The following is a 16945-nucleotide window of genomic DNA, read 5'->3' on the forward strand; positions in this document are numbered from 1 at the left end:
CGCAATCAAAATAATGCGCAGCAACATCGCCCCGCATTAGGAGAATCCACGTCGCTGCCGCGTTCCTTCACATTATCGCGACCTCGTGATAAGCAATCTTATGCGCAGCTGCGCATAAGATACCCCAGGCGTCGGCATAGGCGTCGTAGATCTCGATTTGGGCGGATGTCAGCTTATGCTCGAGCGGGTCATATTCGACGCCGGCGAAGCTGAGCGCGCGCGCCGTGTAGAGGCCCATGGCCTTGGTATCGCGCGCGACGATTTCCATCGCCGCAATACCCCCCTCTTCCATCGCGGCGAGGAAAGCGTCCCGGTCCCGGAAGGCGGTGCCTGGTCCCCAGAGGCCGAGCCGTGCGGTGTAGCTCAGATTTTCCGGCTTGGTCGCGCCGGTCGCGGAGACGTAGATGACCCGGGCACGCGGCAGCGCGATTTGCAGGCGGACCCCGGCAAGGCCCTGTTCGGACCCCTTGGCCGCGCCAAACTCCGTTTCGGTGCCGGCGGCGTTGCCGAGCGCATGCGATTCGTCGAGCAGAATGACGCCGTCGAAATCGGCACCCGCCCAGTCGAGCAATTGCTGCAGGCGCGATTCGCGGTCATGGCGCTGGGAGCGAAGCGTCGCATAGGTGAGGAAGACGATCCCGCTGGCCATGCCGACGGGTTCGCCGAGGGGAAACGCATCGAGCGGCTGAATATCGATCGGCACGCCTCCCAGCGCGCTCCAATCCCGCCTGGCGTCCTCGATCAACGCCGAACTGCGGGAAATCCAGATCGCCCGGCGGCGGCCGCGGTTCCACTGGTCGAGGATGATGCCCGCGCCCTCACGGCCTTTGCCGACACCGGTGCCGTCAGCGATGAAGAAGCCCGTCCGGTAAACGGCGCCGTCCGTATCCTCGTGGAGCTGGTCGCCCGCCTTGTTGGGCGAGAAGGTCCCCTTGAGATCGCGCTCACAGGCTTCGCCGGCATGAATGATGGTCTCGAGCTGGGCATCCGACAAAGCGGCGATGGCCTGTGGCTGGAACATCGGACGATAGCTGGGTGCGGGCGGCAGTACAGATGCCATGGCGACTGACTCCACCAGTTGGTCAGGGTGGGGTTGGGCGTCAGCGATTTCGATGCGTGCTGGCCGCCAGGGCGCATAATGCCCGACAGGATCGCCCGCTGGCAGCGGCGCGGCGCGGATCGTATAATCTACGGGCCTGGCACTTCCGTCCGCCGCGATGCGGTCGGGCGCAACCAGCGCGCGCTTCTGGATGCCGCCGAAGATCGTGGACGGCGACGACATCATGGCACGACGCGGACGCAAGGGAATGACGGCCGGCGCCGGGGGCTCCGGCTCAGGAACGACAAGGCGCGGCGGAACGGCAGCGACCAGGGCCTCGGCCTCCTCGATGGATTGGGCGGTCAAGCGTTCCGTCGGCCCCGCCCAGCCTTTGTCGAAGATGATCAGCCGGACGGGAATGCTTGTGCCATGCTTGGCATAAGGGTTACCGAGGATGGTGATTTCGACACGCGGGTTCGCTGTCTCGCAAACCATAGCATAGCCGGTGGCGGCGGTGCCGTCCGCTGCGAAGTTGGGTGGCATGATCGCGACGCAGCGCCCGCCCGGTGCCAGGCGCAGCAGCGCGGAACGCAGATGACGGGCGCCCGCGAAACGGTCCTTGCCTCGACCCTCACTCCGGCTGAAAGGCGGGTTCATCAGCACGACGCTTGGCGACTGGCCGGCAGGTAGCAGGTCGTTGATGAATTCGGCGTCTTGTGTCGTGACAGGCTCGCCAAGCAACTTGCCGAGCAGCGCGGCTCGACCGGGATCGCGCTCGTTGAGGATCAGCGCGGCGCCGATCCGAACCGCGTGCGCTGCCAGCATGCCGGTGCCGGCAGAGGGTTCGAGCACCTGATCATCCGGGCGGATGCGCGCGGCCTGTGCGGCAAGCCAAGCGAGCGAGATCGGCGTACTGAACTGCTGCATTTCGACCTGATGCTCGCTGCGATAGGTCTGGGTCGGGAGAGCGCGTTCGAAGCGCCGAAGCGAGGCGAACGCATCAGCGCCGGCCAGACTGTTGCCGGTCCAGCCGTCCGGGAATTTGAGGAGGATGACCTGTGCGGCCTCGAGCGCGTCATAGGCGTCGCGCATCGACCAGCTACCGGTCGCGTCGGAGGCACTGAAGGCTTCCTCCAGCAGGCGCCTGAGGTCCTGGCGCCGGATGGAGTGACCGCGTCTAAGCAGGTCGGCCAATCGGGTCGCGACGTCGAACAAGCGTGTGGTCTTGGAATTTTCGGGCTCGTCGGGTTGCGCGAGCGCGAGCAGGGGAACAGACATGGCAGAACTCCGGATTGGATCAGGACCATCGCGGCCCATTCATCCCCCTCCCCCTTCCCTCCGGGCCTGCGGCCAGCATGAAAAAGGGCCATGGCGCGAGGCCAGGCCCTGAGTTGGTGGCAGAAGGAAAGAAGGAGGCGTCACCCTATGATGATCTAAGGAGGATCACGGCAATCGACGGTTTCTCTTCCGACGGATGGTGCCTACTGTCATAGGCATGACGGCCGCCCTGCCCGATCGTCAGCATGTCGAAGCTGGGCGAGGTGCCGCCATTCGCATTAGGAATGGTCGTGCCATTGTCGTGATACTGGATGTCGATGAAGCTCGGCGGTGCGCCGCGCTCATACTCGCCGAAGAAGAAGGTGATGCGGCGTCCATCGCTGGTGCGTACGCTGATCGTGAAGTTTCCGTCGGGAATATCGATCGGGAAGGTCGGTACATCGTTGAAGCGCGCAAAGCCCACAGCTTCGGCATCTCGCGCGGTCATGACGGGAAGCTGGGTGATATCGGCCATGGCCTGGCTCCTTGAACTTGCGTTCGCCACTCGAGGCGCAAGTGGACAAAAAAAAGGGACCGCAACACGAGGCCGCGGTCCCAGGAGCGTTGGATCAGGCGGCCTGCTGGAGTTCGTCACCCGGGTCAGTGACGCTCTCATCGTTCGCAGGCGCCGGTTCGGGCGCGGTCGCGGGCGTGCCGAAACGCATGACATCGGGCACCCAGGCGACAGCCGCTTCGCGCAGTTCAGCCTCGATGGGGACGGACCCACCGAAGATCTTCTCGGCCGAGGTCGCGAGGTCATGCTTCTTCGACGCACCGTAGCGGCTCGACAGTTCCTTGCCCCCAATCTCTTCGAGGTGGGTAAGGATGGCGGCCTTGCTGCTCAGGCGATCGAAATAGTTGTTCGCGGTCGGACGCCACCAGGCCGCCACATCGATTTCGAGCTTGGTGCCGAGATGGTCGATCATGGCCTCGCCCGTCTTGCCCGCGACAACCGCGTGGAGCGTCCGGGCGATGGCCCAGGCGAGCCAGGCGGCACGAGCCTCATCGGGAAGCGCGCAGAAAGCATCGTAGCGCTGGCAGACCTCGCCAGCCTCGGTCCAGCTGCGATCGAGCGCCTCGTCGATCTTGCCCCATTCCTCTGCGGCAAGCGTCCCGCTCTGGTAGCCGGTGAGCCCGGAGTAGGGCTTGTCGGCCTTGAGTTCGGTCGCAAGATCGAAGCCGCCCGAATGGCGGGTCGCCTTGTCGACCATCCAGAAGGTGCCGAGGTCGAGCGCAAAGCGCGGATCGCTGGCGATATGGACACGCAGCAATTCGCTCTTCATCTCGGCCAGTTCCAGGCTGAGCCGCTGGCTGTAGGCGGACTTGCCCGGGCCGGCGACGACATCGTCACTGTCGTCCTCACCCTCCACCTGATCGCCCTGTTCGTCCTCGTCAGGCTCTTCGACGGGGGCGACGTAGAGCTGCTCGTGAAGGCGCGGCTGGCCGTCATGACCGATGACGACATAGGCAAGCGCCCCCGCTTTCTGCTCCTCGGAGATGATCGGTGCGGGCTTCTCGATCGCGCGATATTCGGCTTCGAGCACCTCGACGCGGTTGGCCTGTTCGACCTGCCCGTCTTCATCGGCGTCTTCCCAGGCTTCGTTGGCGGCCTCGATCTCGGCTTCGAGTTCCTCAAGACGCGCCTGCTGTTCCGCCGTAAGCTCGGGGGTGTCGCCCTTGAGCGGGCGCAGGTCCCAGGTGTCGTTATAGGTGACATGGGTCGAGGGAATGATGCGGACTTCCGCCAGCCCCTCACGTTCGCGCAGGGCTTCCGCGGCGGCAGCGAGCTTGTCAGCCACGAGACGGTTGAGGAGATCGCCGTCGATCCAGCGCTCGGTCGTCGAGTCGGTGAAAAGGTCGAGATCGACCCGGCCGCCTGCCTCGATATAGGCATCGCGCCCGACCAGAAGGGCCTTGGGATCGCTGCCGACATAGGTGTCCTCAACGAGCTGACGTTTGATCTCGTTGACGTTGGCCCGGTAGTAGCCGTCCTTGAGCAGTTCGAATATCTCAGCCTGCTTGGTACGGTCACTGTTGCTGGCATAGGCGACGGCGACATTCAGCGTGATTTCGCCGTTGCGCAGCGCTTCGAAGATCGGATCGGCGAGATCGGCAAGACGGAGCCGACTGCGCACGAACCGCTCGGTGAGGCCGAAGCGCTTGGCGACGTCCTCGGGGGTTTTCTTCTCGCTCTCGATGATGTCCTGGAAGGCCCGGCAGGTATCGGCCGGGTTCATCGTGAGGTTGAAGAAATTCTCTTCCAGGCTGGTCTCGATCGCGTCCTTGGCATTGCCCAGAACGAGGACCGCCAGCTGATAGTCGGCAGCGAACACGCCCTTCTCGATCAGGCGATGGACCGCGTCGAGGCGTCGTCCGCCCGCGATGATGCGGTAGTGGCCCTTTTTGCGCGACACGGGCACGCCGATCAGATTCTGGCGGACGCCCTTGACGGCAATGTTCGCCTCAAGCTGGGCATCGGCGACGGGATCGCCGACAGTTCGGACGTTGCTCGGCGACTTGGCGAGGTTCGCCGCTGTGACGAGGATGGGAAGTTGCGTCATTGTGGTAGTCTCCTGGCGGGGACAGCCTGACCATCAGGCCACTTTCCGCCACCACTCCCCCCCTCCCTCCCCTCCCATCCGGAGCACGTCGTTCCAGTCCTTGAAGCCAGCCGGCGGGAACTCGATGTCGATGTCGCGACCGGGCATCGCGTAGCTTTCGAGCGCGTGGGCGACGCCGATCTCGCCGGCGACGTCATTGTCGGGGAAGAGAACCAGGCGCCTGACGCGGTCGGGGATCGCGATTTGATGGAGTCGTTCGCTGCCAAGTGTGGCCCAGACCGGAATCCCGAACAGGATCATCGCGGAGATCGCAGTCTCGACCCCTTCCGCGAGCCCAAGGATCGACGTCGCTGTGCCCAGCATTACGGCTGCGCGCTCGGGACGGCCGAGCGTCATCCGCGGGTCGGCGAGATCGCGGGCGCGCCGCGCATCGTCCCGATCGAAGAAGGTTCGCTGGATGGCGATGAAGCGACCCTCATCGTGAAGACCGCCGTCGTGAAGAGCCGCGATCATGGCAGGCCGGAATTCGACGTCAGCACCCTGGCCGAGAGGTGTTCGGGGGTGGAAGCGCAAGGCGCGGGGCAGCAGCGCTATTCGCCTGCGGCGCAGATAGATTTCAGCGGGGGTGCCAATCAGCGGCCTGGCTTCATCCCATATCCGCAGTGCCTGGTGGCGGCGCCACAGGTCCGTCGGCATTCGTTCCGAGGCCTGAGATGCTTTATCCACATGGTGCAGCGCTTTCTCCTCGAGGCGCAGAATCTCATTGATGACATCGCGGGAATCGCAACCCGCGAAGCATTTGAAGAGCAACGCATGGTCACCCACGCGGACAGAGAGGCTGGGACTGCGATCGGCATGCGCCGGACAACGGCACATCGCGCCGCCCGGCTTCCAGATGCCCCCCAGACGCTTCACGATATCGGACCCGATCGCCTCGAGTTCCAGGTTATATTTGCTGATGGTACGAGCCATGGGTGTGTCCCGAAGATAGGCTGCCCGCCGGTGGTTTCATCGGACGTGAAGAACGGCAGATGGGGAGAGACGGGCAAGCACTGGAGGGGCGACCCGCAGATCGCCCAACCAATTTCCACCCACTCCCCTCCTCCCCAGTGGCCGCGACGTTGCGGTTGGTCTCAGATTTTGGCGCGTTATCGTGCCGGTACTGGTATCCAGAGGTAGCGAAATGTCCCTGCGGTGCCGCCGAGAACCGAATAATCGCGCCATGCCAGCGGATATCGACCAGTCAGTTGCAAGGGTGCTTCGCGTCCCTTGATAGTCCCCTGACCGGCGAGCGCGCTCCATTGGAGCAGGCCGGCAAGTTCCCTTGCCTCGGCAATGTCGAACGCTGCATCCACGGTGTCCGCCCGGGACCGGGGGAGCCAATAGGCGGGGTCGTTGGTCAGCACCAGGACTGCAGCGCCATACCCTGTCCGCTTCGCGAAGGCTTCCATCCGGGAGACGTCTTTGCAGACGTCGTGACGACGGATGTCGTGGGCGCTCTGCTGACGGAGGGTGAACGTCTCACCTTCGATATCGATGACGAGGCCCTTGCAGAGATATTTAAGCTCCAGGGCAAAGGGCCGCTCCCCTTGCAGCAGCACATCGATCGCGCCGCGCAGACCGTCGCCGAGCGGATATTCCAGTCTGATTTTCTGATGAGGATTCAGTCGCCGAATCTCCATCGCCAATTCGTGCTGGAAGTCGGCTTCAGAGCAGAAAACGGGCCGCCTGCCAGCCATCTCCAACATGAGGGGATCGATTTCGATCAAGGCGCGGCTCCAAGTTTGAACAGTCGAGAGATCTGATAGGGGATGAAGCGTCAAACAACAGGCACCCCGGTTCACGGACTATAGTCGACGGCGATTGCGGACCGATGCGCTCTTGTTTTTGTGCGGATCAACGATCGATGCCAAGATATGAAGAAGTCATTGATTATCTGTCCAATGCGATTGGTCGCGGTCCCGGTTGCTATTGAACCACATATTATCATCCAAAATGGACCAAAGACCCTTGTACGGCATTTACACGCAAGAACTTACAATATGAGCGGCTCGACATGAGTTTCCTTCTCGCATGAGAAAGGAGCGTTCTATGTTCACTCGCAGCCGATTGAAAACCTGTCCGCTACGATCCGCACGGCCCTGGGCACAGGAGGGCGCGCAATGATCGAGGGGCGACGAATAACGACGACGGTCAGCCGTTGCAGCATGATTGGATTGACCGAGGAGGTACAGCAGCTGCGCGCCGACGAGTTCGGCAAGGAGCTGTTCACGATCCCTGCTTTCGAGATGCTGCTCGATCTCTATGCCCGCAGAAGCGTCCAGCCTCGATCGCTGACATCGCTTACAGGCACGTCAAGCGCGTCGGAGCGAAACTCCCAACGGATCGTCCATCGTCTCGCAGAACGTGGCTTCGTGGACCTTCGGCGTGATCCAACCGACGGGCGCAGGATCATTGTCGAACTCAGAGAGGAAACGAGCGAGATGCTCGATCGCTTCTTCGATCGACTGGTGGAGATTGCCGCCGTCCTGCCCATCCATCCTCGACTTGAGAGGTGAGGATTGGGCCGCTGCATCTCAGTGGCAGGGCACCCGCCGTTTACGCCTTGCAACAGGCGAAAATGCAATGCACAATTCTGGTGCGGTGCGGGAAATGGCTGGGGCCCGGCTGCAGGATAATCCTTCCAGGCATGATGATGGGCTCATCCAGACCGGTTGAGCGCAATTATTGGACAATATTGCCCGCCACCCTTGGGTGGTTCTATCATGCCGTCTTCCGTTCAAAGCTGCGGCCGCGCGTCGGCGCCTTTCGATCTCGTCCGGTGCGCCTGAGTTTATGTACAGGGCGCAGCAAAGCGAGGGCGCATGCGCGCCCGCGGCCGTCATATACGAGGAACAACAGTTCGTGGCCGTATATCGCGAGGAAGCACCGAAGCTGCGTTCCTTTCTCCGACGGCGGATATGGCTCGAGGACGATCGGGACGACATGGTACAGGAGGCCTTCACGAGGCTGGCAGCATCGCGATCGGCGACCGCCTGGGACAATCCCGGCGCCTATCTCCATGGGATCGTACGGCATCTCCTCGCTGACCGCGTGCGAGCCTGGGCCAAGACCCGGTCTCCGGACCCCGTGGCCTGCGCAGCAGGCCAGGAAATTGCCGGGCCAGACGCAACGGCGGAGTTGAACCAAATGCGGGAGCGTTATCGCCTGGCTGTCGATAGCCTCCCGCCCAGGACAAAAGAGGTATATTTGTTACATCGTGCGGAAGAACTCGGATATAGGCAGATAGCGGAGCAGCTGAGCATCAGTATCCGAACTGTGGAGTGGCATGTGGCGGAGGCCATTGTGCGCATTGGCAAGAGCATTGGCAATTCCAATGGCTGAGAAGGAACAGCCCGAGGGCCTGCCTCGTATTGATCAGTTGACCCGCGAAGGGTCGCTATGGTTCGCGCGGATGCGGGGTCCCGACGCGGACAGCTATCGCCCCCAGTTTGAACACTGGCTTTCGCTTGGCGCCTCGCACCGCGACGCCTATGAGCGTGCGGGCGAAATCTTCGCATTGGGGCGTTTCCTGGCCAGCCAGCGGGAAGAGATCGAGGCCGAGGCCAACGACAATGAGCCGGGGCGCCATTATTGGAAATGGACGGCCATTGCAGCCAGCCTCCTTCTTGCGCTCGGAGCCGGTGGATGGTTTGCGAACAGTGAGTTGCGCGGTTCAGCAGGTAGGACGCCGCAGGTGGCGCAGTTGGACGTCCACACCGCCACCGAACGGGGCCTCTACGATACGGTGGTGGGCGGACGGCGGAACATTCGCCTCGCTGACGGATCGGTTGTCGAGCTCGATGAAGGCAGCGAATTGGCGACCGACTTCAGCAAGAGCAGGCGCGAACTGAGGCTCGAGCGCGGCCGTGCGCGTTTCGAGGTTGCGCATGAAGGCCGTCCTTTCATTGTATTGGCGGGCGGCGGCAGCGTGACGGCGCGTGGCACGGTGTTCGATGTCATTCTTGGCAGGGACAAGCGCGTCACGGTACGCCTGTTGCGAGGCGCGGTTGACGTCGAGCGCCCGCAGGGTGCGAAGGGCGGCGGCACTGTGGCCGCAGTGGCGAGACTGGAGCCCGGCGAAGTGCTGAGCTTCGCGGCGATAACGTCGGTGGTGCTCCCGGGCATTACGAGCAAAGCCGTAGTAGAACCCGTCGTCCTCAAGCCGGACCAACCGTTGATCCGGGAATATGAGCGCACGCCATTGTCCGCTGTCGTTGCCGAAGCGAACAGGGATTCTGCAACCTCGATCCGATTGGCGGACCCTGGCCTTGGCGCTCTTAGGGTCAGCGGGCGTTTCCGCGTGGACAATGCCGATCAGGTCGCGGACCGCCTAGCGGTGTTGTTCGATCTGGATGTCGAACGAACCAGATCGGACGAAATCACTCTGCGTAAGCGATAGTCGGAGATTTTTTTACCCCCTACCCCGTAGATTGCAGTTTTGTTGCGATGCTCCCTGAAACTCCCGCCAGATTGTCGGGAATTTCAAAGGGGGCAAGAATGGTTCAGATGCGGTCTCGGTCACGGTTTCGTTGTGCACTCCTTGCTGCGGTGGCGATTGGTACGCTTGTTCCGGGCGCCGCCGCACTCGCCCAGGAGCAACGCCGCGCCGAATATAGGATCGAGGCCGGCGACCTTGGAGAAGCCCTCAAAACCGTCAGCCGGCAATCGGGCAAGGAGATCATCTTCACTTCTGAGGCGATAATGGGACGGCGTGCCCCAGCGCTGCACGGTGCCTACAGCGCTGATGAAGCCGTTCGGGCGCTGCTGGAGGGTTCCGATCTCCTCGCGCAGTTCCGGAAGGATGTCATCATCATTCGGGGGCGATCGGAGCCGTCGGGGGATCTAACGGATCGTCCGGCGGCTCAGAGTGAGATTGTGGTAACCGGATCGAGAATTCGTGGTGGTGAGCCGGTTTCGCCGGTTGCGGTATCGTCCAGACGCGAGATCGAAAGTCGCGGCATTTCCGACCTGGGCTCTTTTGCTCGTAGCCTTGTGCAAAATTATTCTGGTGGGCAGAATCCGGGCGTAGCCGGAGGTGGTCAGGGCGAATCCGAAAACGTCACCTCATCTTCCACGCTGAATTTGCGCGGCCTCGGCCCTGATGCCACTCTAACTCTCTTCAACGGCCATAGAGTGGCTTACGACGCGATCAGTCAAGGTGTCGATATTTCCGCAATTCCGCTTGCGGCCATAGACCGTGTCGAGGTCGTGGCCGACGGCTCGTCGGCGCTCTATGGGTCAGACGCCGTCGGCGGTGTTGCCAACGTCATCTTGCGGCGGGACTATAGTGGAGCGGCCGTTTCAGCGCGGGTTGGAGGCGCGACAGACGGAGGCGATTTCGAGCAGCAGTATGATTTCGTTGCCGGTAAGCATTGGCAGTCGGGCGGCTTCATGGCTGCGGTCGACTACAGGCATACGACACCCATAACGGCTGGCCAACGGTCCTATACTCAGAACAACGACCCTTCCGAGACGCTGCAAGCTGGCCTCCGGCAGTATAGCGTAGTGGTCGCTGGCCATCAACGCATCGCTGATGGCATCGATTTCGATCTGGACGGCCAGTTCAGCGATCGAAATACGTCGCTATGCGTGAACTTTACCGCCACCGACGGATGCCGGGCGTCTGGTAGTGACATTAAAGTGAACACACGATCTTGGACGGTTTCGCCCAACCTCAAGTTCGAGACAGCGAACTCGTGGCAGTTCAAGCTGGGCGGCGTCCTTGGCGAGAGCAGAGTAGACCAGACGGCAAATGTATCATTTGGCGGATCGCTCCTACTTGTGCAGCAAGGCAGATATAAGAACCGCCTAAGCGCGTTCGAACTTACGACCGAGGGCCCACTCTTTCAACTTCCCGGCGGTTCCGCGCGGCTTGCCGCAGGAGGAGGGCTACGGAACACTAAGTTTGTCATTAACGTCGCCGCAATACAATCAGGGACTACAACCCCCTATTTCGACTTCGGAGTGAATCGACCGACCTGGTACGGATTCGGAGAGCTGTCGCTTCCGTTCGTTGCTCCAGACACTGACATCATGCTGGTCAATCGCCTGAGTCTTGACGCGGCGGTGCGCTATGAGGATGTACGCCGCGTTGGCAGCGTCCTGACGCCGAAAGTCGGGGTCATTTACGCACCGACGTCGAGCATCGCCCTCAAGTTTAGTTGGGGAAAGTCCTTCAAGGCCCCGACGCTGTACCAGACCGGGCAGCCCAAGCAGGGGTACTCACAAGTCGGCTCAACATTCTTTCTGCCGCCGAGCCCGACCCCGGGAGGGGTCCTCTACCTGACTGGAGGCAATCCGGATCTTAAGCCGGAGCGGGCAACCAATTGGACCGCCACCGCCACATTGACCCCAACCTTTGTGCAAGGACTCAAGGTTGAGGCGAGCTACTTCAACATTCGATATCGGGACCGCGCGGTCTCACCAATACCGCAAAACTCCCTCGCCTTTTCTCCAATATACGGAGCATATGTTACAAACAATCCTACACGCGATCAAATCCTGGCAGCTCTCGCCGGCGTCCCGGTCGTTTATGATCAAGGCGGCGGCGACCCCACGACGAGCGACATCGTCGCGATCGTAACCAACTATTTGCAGAACGCGTCGTCTCAAAAAATTGAGGGCGTCGATCTGACGCTCGATTACGCCTTCGATCTCGGCAGTCGCGATCACATCCACCTCAATGGCGCCGCCAGCTACCTGAAAAGCAGCCAGCGGCTAAGTGCCGGCCAGCCCGTCGTTCAGCTTGCGGGTACTGTGTTTCGTCAACCGCACTGGCGGGCCTCTTCCGTGATCGAATGGGGGCACGATAGTTTCACGCTCTCCGGCGTTCTCTCCTATATCGGCGGCGAACTCGACACCAGGATCACTCCCTATGAGAAGGTCGGCGCATACACGGCGTTCGATCTTGTCGCTCGCTTCGAGCCGAAACTCGAGAGTGGCCCGTTTGCCCATACCCGGTTGAGCGTATCGGCGTTGAACCTGTTCAATTCCAAACCTTCGTATCTCCGCACGATCAACCCGATCGCCTATCATTACGACTCCAATAACTATCCCAGCATCGGACGCTTTTTGAGTGTCACTGTCGCCAAGAGCTTCTGATGATCTCGCGACATTGCACGCGCGTTGCCGCGCTCATGGTCCTGTGCGCCATTTCCACCGGCTCTCGCGGGTCAGGCCTGCCACGGGCCGAACCATCATCTGAACCTGAGCCTGAACCGAGATCGTTGACCGCGAGCGCGCTCGTGGAGCTTGCGGATATTGGCCCGCCCTCACCGGTCCCGGACCGGCATATTCTTACGCTCTCACCCGATGGCCGTAGAGCCGTCATTCAGGTCCGACAGGCGGACCCGGGATCAAACGGATATCGTTTGCGGATGATTGTCGTCGACATCGCCGGCAAAGCGCGCCCTATCACCATTGATGAAGGCGGCGAGTTCATTCGCGAGATGGTCAACGGTGTTGGCGGCGTAAGAGTCGCAACTGGAGACGCCGCTGCGATCCCCGTCGAATGGTCGCGCGACGGATCTCAGGTCTACTTCCTGAAGCGGATGAATAGGAAAACGCAGATATGGCGGGCGGCGGCTGACGGGCACGGAAGTGCAATCCTCACCCATGAACAAGATGAGGTAGAGGACTTTCACCTCTCGCCCGACAAACGCCGGCTATACTATTCGGTGCGGAGTATCCTTCCGGACCAGAACGCCTCAAGCCTGGCGGAGCAACGAAACGGCTTTCGGTATGACCGTCGGTTCATACCCTTGTTCGCGCAAGGACCGGATGCCGTCCCTGCAGGAACTCTTGTAACAAAGAGCCTAGAAGTTGCGGGCAGTGACATTCAGCTTCCCCCTGACACTGATCTTGCTCTGCCTCAGGCTCATGGTCGTCGCGCGCCGAATGGGCTTATTGCCTTGTCGTTACACGGTCGAGTCGCCTCCATCTCCTCGAAGGGACCGCTGGCGGCGACCAAACAGGGCGACATCATCGTTCAAGACCCGGTTCATGGCACGGTCCGCTGTAGCCTTCAGCATTGCAGCGGCGGCCTCACCCTATGGTGGACGCAAGATGGAAGGCGGCTACGCTATATGCGTCGGGAAGGCTGGGCAGATGAGAAGACGGCGATCTACGAGTGGAAGCCGGGAAACGGTGCGCCCAGACGTCTCTATTCCACATCCGATCTTCTGCTGGATTGCCAGCCGACCGGAAGTCAGCTGATTTGTGCTCGGGAGCGATCGACGGCGCCACGGCACATTATCTCGCTTGATGTCGACACGGGTCGCGCGAGGATAATCTACGATCCAAATCCGGATTTCGGCGGGTACAGGCTTGGACGGGTAGAGCGGCTATTCTGGAGAAACGCCTTCGGAGTCGAGACGTTCGGGGACCTAGTCTACCCGGTGAACTACACCGCTGGTCGTGCGTACCCTTTGGTCGTGGTTCAGTATATCTCCCGTGGCTTCCTTCGGGGAGGCGTTGGTGACGAATTTCCGATCCAGTTATTTGCCAATCGGGGTTACGCCGTGCTCAGCGTGCAGCGCCCCGACGCCAGGGACCTAGTGCCCAATGCCACGGAGATGAACGACTTTCAGCGACAACTGCTCAAGGACTTCAAAGACCGCCGAAGCGTGTTGTCCTCGATCGAGATCGGCGTGAAGATGTTGATCGGACGGGGAATCGTTGATCCGGTGAAGGTCGGCCTTACCGGCTTGAGCGATGGATCATCGACCGTTCAGTTTGCCGCAATAAATAGTAAGCTCTTCAAGGCAGCATCCGTAAGTGGATGCTGTTGGGACCAATTCCAGGACGCGGTTGTCGGTCCTAGCGCCGCGCAGGCATACCATCAAATCGGATGGCCTAAGCTGTTGGATTATGACGCGACTTTCTGGTCGCAAATCTCTCTCGTCAAGAATGCGAAGCGCATCACAATGCCGATACTCATGCAGCAATCGGATGATGAGTTTCGAGTGGCGGTCCCAAGTTACACGGCCCTGAGACAAGCGGGGCACCCCACGGCGCTCTTTGTCTTTCCCGACGAGAACCACATAAAGTGGCAGCCTGCCCATCGTCTTGCAGTTTACCAGCGCAATGTGCGGTGGTTCGATTACTGGCTCATGGGGATCGGGGATGGTGAGGAATGGAAGGAGAATGGTACGTCGGAACCGAGTCAGTAGATATCTGCCTTCGCCAACAGGGGCGACTGCATCATCGCTTCTGTCCGACCCGAGTTATCGGCTCCAGTGCTGGAGCCAGGCCTCGGTGTCGACTAATGTCAGGAGTCTCGTAATTTCGGATCCGACACCCTGATAATCAGGCGCCATCAGCTTTTCGATCGCCTGCCTGTCGATGACCCGTTCCCGGGCGAGCATCCCGTCCAACAGCCTCTCACGAATTCTGGCACGAAATTTGTGGAATATCTCGTAGCTGAACCCTTGAGGGCTGCCCTTTCCTCTCCGCTCGATCACCGCGGACGGAAGCGCATTGTGGAATGCTTGACGGGCGGCGGCCCTATCCCGTCCTTTTTCGCACTGCCGCCAGGTCGGAATTTGCAGGGAAGTTTCGACGATGGGCTGAGATGCCAGTGGGTGAACGACCGGTAGCCCATCCCGCTCAACATACGCGTCAAGAGAATATTGCATTCGCAGCAGCATAGCGATGTGAGCGGCCTTGCCAGCCAGCCTGAGCTCTTTGGGAGGGGTGAGCCATGGATGCGTTGCGGGAGAAGCGGAAAGCCGCTCGACAATCTCGTTCGACAGCAATGAGCTGTCTGCCTTCCAGGCATAGCCTGAGTTAGCCCCTCGCCATGCCCGAATGGCTTGCGACATCACTTGACCAACCGTAGCGCCCGTGAGGGCGCAAATATCGCGGAGGGTTGCCCCTAGGCCTAGCGAGACGCCCTCTATAGCATATCGGTCTGCCAGTGGTCGGGCCGATCGGCTCATATAAAATACATTATCCCCACCGTTCCCGGTGAAGATTGCCTGAGCACCGGCCGCTGCCGCCAATCCGACCATGGCCCTATCGAACGCTGGCGCATCTAGCCGCCCCGGTGGCGCGGCCAAATGAAAAACCGAGGATGTGTCGATATCAACATGATCCAGCGAGTAGTGCGCCTCGGCGAGTGGCCTCTCGAGAAACGTGGCGAGTGACCTCGCATGGGATCTTTCGTCCCCCAGTGGATCTCGCGTTGACAGCGTGGCGCAGCTGAAGTCCGCTCTCCCCTGCTGAAGGCAGGCTGCGACAATCGAGGAGTCCAGCCCACCTGAGACGGCCAGAAGCGATCGACCATAATACTGCGCCCAGCTAGTGATGCAGTGCTGCGTCACCCTGCGCAGCGTTTCAATCTGTTCGTCCCGGCCGCCACCAAAGCGCGACGTAATATAATCCCAAGGGTTCCACTGGACTGTCTGATCGGTACTCGATCCACGGACATGAAGACGCATGCCCGGGAGGAGACGGCGGACATTCAACAGGGCCGTATGCTCTTCCGGCAGCCCAGCGTGGAACAGCGACCTAGCCACGCCGAAGATATCAACCTCGGCCTTAATCGAACCCGCATCCACCAACATGGAGGGATCCGACGCGAGTATAATCGCATTGGTTGACATAACATAGAGGCAAGGCAGCATGCCTGAAGGGTCTCGGAGAACGAAAAAGCCGCCCTCGACGCGGATGATGGCGACATATCGCCCCCAGTAACGGTCGATGAGATGCTGGCCCCTTGTGGTCATTATCGCCTCGGCCTCGCTCGCGTTGAAACCCTCAACAGTGCGCGAGGGTCCGTAGCGATGGAACAAGGTTCCCACGACAAAGCCCATGTTGTTGGCCAGCACCGCAAAGCTACTGCGATCGCTGACCGCTACCACCATGTCCTCAGCAAGTTCGTGGGTTTGCAGCTTTGCATCCCGCAGAGGGCGATCGGGGCCGTCATCGACAGTCGATCGCGTCCCCAGCCTAGCGAGGAAGCGAATGCTCATGAGAGCACCAAGATAGGAGAATAATGTCCGACCTCCTCGACGCTGTCGTTGAGGATCCGGTCTTCGTCCTGAGCCCAGGCGTGGGCGGCGAAGGGGTTCGACCGCACGCCGATGACGCACTGTATCGAGACACCCAAAGATCGGCACAAAGAGTACATGGCCAGCGAGCGCGGAAGGCACCGATCCGTGCGGCCAAAGATGAAGCCGGTGTGAGCGAAGGCCGTTACCGCCCTCTGTATCCGCAGGGTCCTGATCTCATTGGACCAGACGTTGTCACGGCTAATCCGCGACGACATTTCAATAACCGAGGATAACGCGCAGCGGCGAAGTCTCCAGGAGATGATGAACTCCCAGGAGAGCGCGAGTAGAAATGTCGGCAGGTGTAACGGCGACTGGCCGCTGCTTTCTTGATCGGTCGTTGCTGGGTATGTTCTGGTGGTCGGGAAGGCGGTGTAGGGATCAGAGCTTTGGACCAGGTAGCCCTTTTGAATGAGCGGTGAGAGCGCTACGTCGGCGCCCGGAAAATCTTCTCCATTGCTAAGGACGAGCCGCCGGAAAGCTTCCACCCCGGCCGAAGGAACGGCAAAGTAGCGGTTCTCGATTACGTCGAGAAATATTACCGAGGCTCCGACAGAGCAGTGGTAAAGGCCATCTCTCAGCCGATAGAACATAGATTGATCCAGCAGGTTTGATGGCGCGCACCGGGTTGCGGCACGCGCCATACCGTTTCAATCGTCTTCCAGGCCAATGCCCAGCCGCTGGAGCTGGATGACCGTGTCGTTCGCTCCCGGCGAGCCTCCCTTGGTCTCATCGACCACCGAGCCGAGGTCGATCAGTTCGTCGAGATTGCGATCGTCATTGCGTTCCATGACACACTCCTCATCGATTGCCGCAAAACAACGGCAATCGAAAATTAGAGCAACGCGACGATCGGCGGTGGGAATATATCGAGACAGGTTGACGCGATATTCCGAACCACTGACGACGGAACCGTTCGGAGCGGATTTGACGAG

At 60.8% G+C, this 16945-nt stretch carries 13 protein-coding genes; 5 read left to right on the forward strand and 8 right to left on the reverse strand.

Annotation, left to right across the window (positions count from 1 at the left end; translation table 11 throughout):
• Positions 1 to 67: 67 nt before the first annotated feature.
• The 5 genes from HH800_RS11630 to HH800_RS11650 all read right to left on the reverse strand — a co-directional run bounded on the left by HH800_RS11630 (position 68) and on the right by HH800_RS11650 (position 6686).
• Positions 68 to 2356 (reverse strand): strawberry notch-like NTP hydrolase domain-containing protein, encoded by a 2289-nt coding sequence (locus tag HH800_RS11630; protein WP_419248222.1) that lies wholly within the window; start codon positions 2354 to 2356, stop codon positions 68 to 70.
• Between the two features lie 106 nt (positions 2357 to 2462).
• Positions 2463 to 2831, reverse strand: coding sequence for a hypothetical protein (locus HH800_RS11635; RefSeq protein WP_169861177.1), 369 nt, complete (start codon positions 2829 to 2831; stop codon positions 2463 to 2465).
• A gap of 94 nt (positions 2832 to 2925) precedes the next feature.
• Positions 2926 to 4917: a ParB/RepB/Spo0J family partition protein gene (locus HH800_RS11640; RefSeq protein ID WP_169861178.1), complete on the reverse strand. Its 1992-nt coding sequence runs from the start codon at positions 4915 to 4917 to the stop codon at positions 2926 to 2928.
• 33 nt (positions 4918 to 4950) lie between these two features.
• Positions 4951 to 5889 carry a DUF7146 domain-containing protein gene (locus HH800_RS11645; protein ID WP_169861179.1) on the reverse strand — a complete coding sequence of 313 codons (939 nt, stop codon included), beginning with the start codon at positions 5887 to 5889 and terminating at the stop codon, positions 4951 to 4953.
• Between the two features lie 176 nt (positions 5890 to 6065).
• The gene (locus tag HH800_RS11650) at positions 6066 to 6686 is read right to left on the reverse strand and encodes a hypothetical protein (protein ID WP_169861180.1); all 621 of its coding nucleotides are present in this window, start codon (positions 6684 to 6686) and stop codon (positions 6066 to 6068) included.
• A gap of 393 nt (positions 6687 to 7079) precedes the next feature.
• On the opposite strand from HH800_RS11650, the gene HH800_RS11655 reads away from it, so the two are divergent.
• The 5 genes from HH800_RS11655 to HH800_RS11675 all read left to right on the forward strand — a co-directional run bounded on the left by HH800_RS11655 (position 7080) and on the right by HH800_RS11675 (position 14129).
• Complete coding sequence (locus HH800_RS11655) at positions 7080 to 7475, forward strand: hypothetical protein (RefSeq protein ID WP_169861181.1); 396 nt, start codon at positions 7080 to 7082, stop codon at positions 7473 to 7475.
• 277 nt (positions 7476 to 7752) lie between these two features.
• On the forward strand, positions 7753 to 8301 hold the full coding sequence (locus HH800_RS11660; RefSeq protein WP_169863309.1) for an RNA polymerase sigma factor: 549 nt from the start codon (positions 7753 to 7755) through the stop codon (positions 8299 to 8301).
• Positions 8294 to 9358 carry a FecR family protein gene (locus tag HH800_RS11665; protein WP_169861182.1) on the forward strand — a complete coding sequence of 355 codons (1065 nt, stop codon included), beginning with the start codon at positions 8294 to 8296 and terminating at the stop codon, positions 9356 to 9358. Before HH800_RS11660 ends, HH800_RS11665 begins: the two co-directional genes overlap by 8 nt.
• A 98-nt stretch (positions 9359 to 9456) precedes the next feature.
• A complete protein-coding gene (locus tag HH800_RS11670) occupies positions 9457 to 12060 on the forward strand; it encodes a TonB-dependent receptor (RefSeq protein WP_169861183.1) in 2604 nt (867 codons plus the stop codon).
• Positions 12061 to 12095: 35 nt separating this feature from the next.
• Positions 12096 to 14129: an Atxe2 family lasso peptide isopeptidase gene (locus HH800_RS11675; RefSeq protein ID WP_235682121.1), complete on the forward strand. Its 2034-nt coding sequence runs from the start codon at positions 12096 to 12098 to the stop codon at positions 14127 to 14129.
• Between the two features lie 54 nt (positions 14130 to 14183).
• Here HH800_RS11675 and HH800_RS11680 read toward each other — a convergent pair whose 3' ends face one another.
• The 3 genes from HH800_RS11680 to HH800_RS11690 are packed head-to-tail and all read right to left on the reverse strand — an operon-like array spanning position 14184 to position 16801.
• Positions 14184 to 15932: an asparagine synthetase B family protein gene (locus HH800_RS11680; protein WP_169861185.1), complete on the reverse strand. Its 1749-nt coding sequence runs from the start codon at positions 15930 to 15932 to the stop codon at positions 14184 to 14186.
• On the reverse strand, positions 15929 to 16603 hold the full coding sequence (locus HH800_RS11685) for a lasso peptide biosynthesis B2 protein (RefSeq protein ID WP_169861186.1): 675 nt from the start codon (positions 16601 to 16603) through the stop codon (positions 15929 to 15931). Before HH800_RS11685 ends, HH800_RS11680 begins: the two co-directional genes overlap by 4 nt.
• Before the next feature lie 57 nt (positions 16604 to 16660).
• Complete coding sequence (locus HH800_RS11690; RefSeq protein WP_169861187.1) at positions 16661 to 16801, reverse strand: benenodin family lasso peptide; 141 nt, start codon at positions 16799 to 16801, stop codon at positions 16661 to 16663.
• Between the last annotated feature and the right edge of the window lie 144 nt (positions 16802 to 16945).

The sequence above is a fragment of the Sphingobium yanoikuyae genome, assembly GCF_013001025.1.
GTDB classification, from domain to species: domain Bacteria; phylum Pseudomonadota; class Alphaproteobacteria; order Sphingomonadales; family Sphingomonadaceae; genus Sphingobium; species Sphingobium yanoikuyae_A.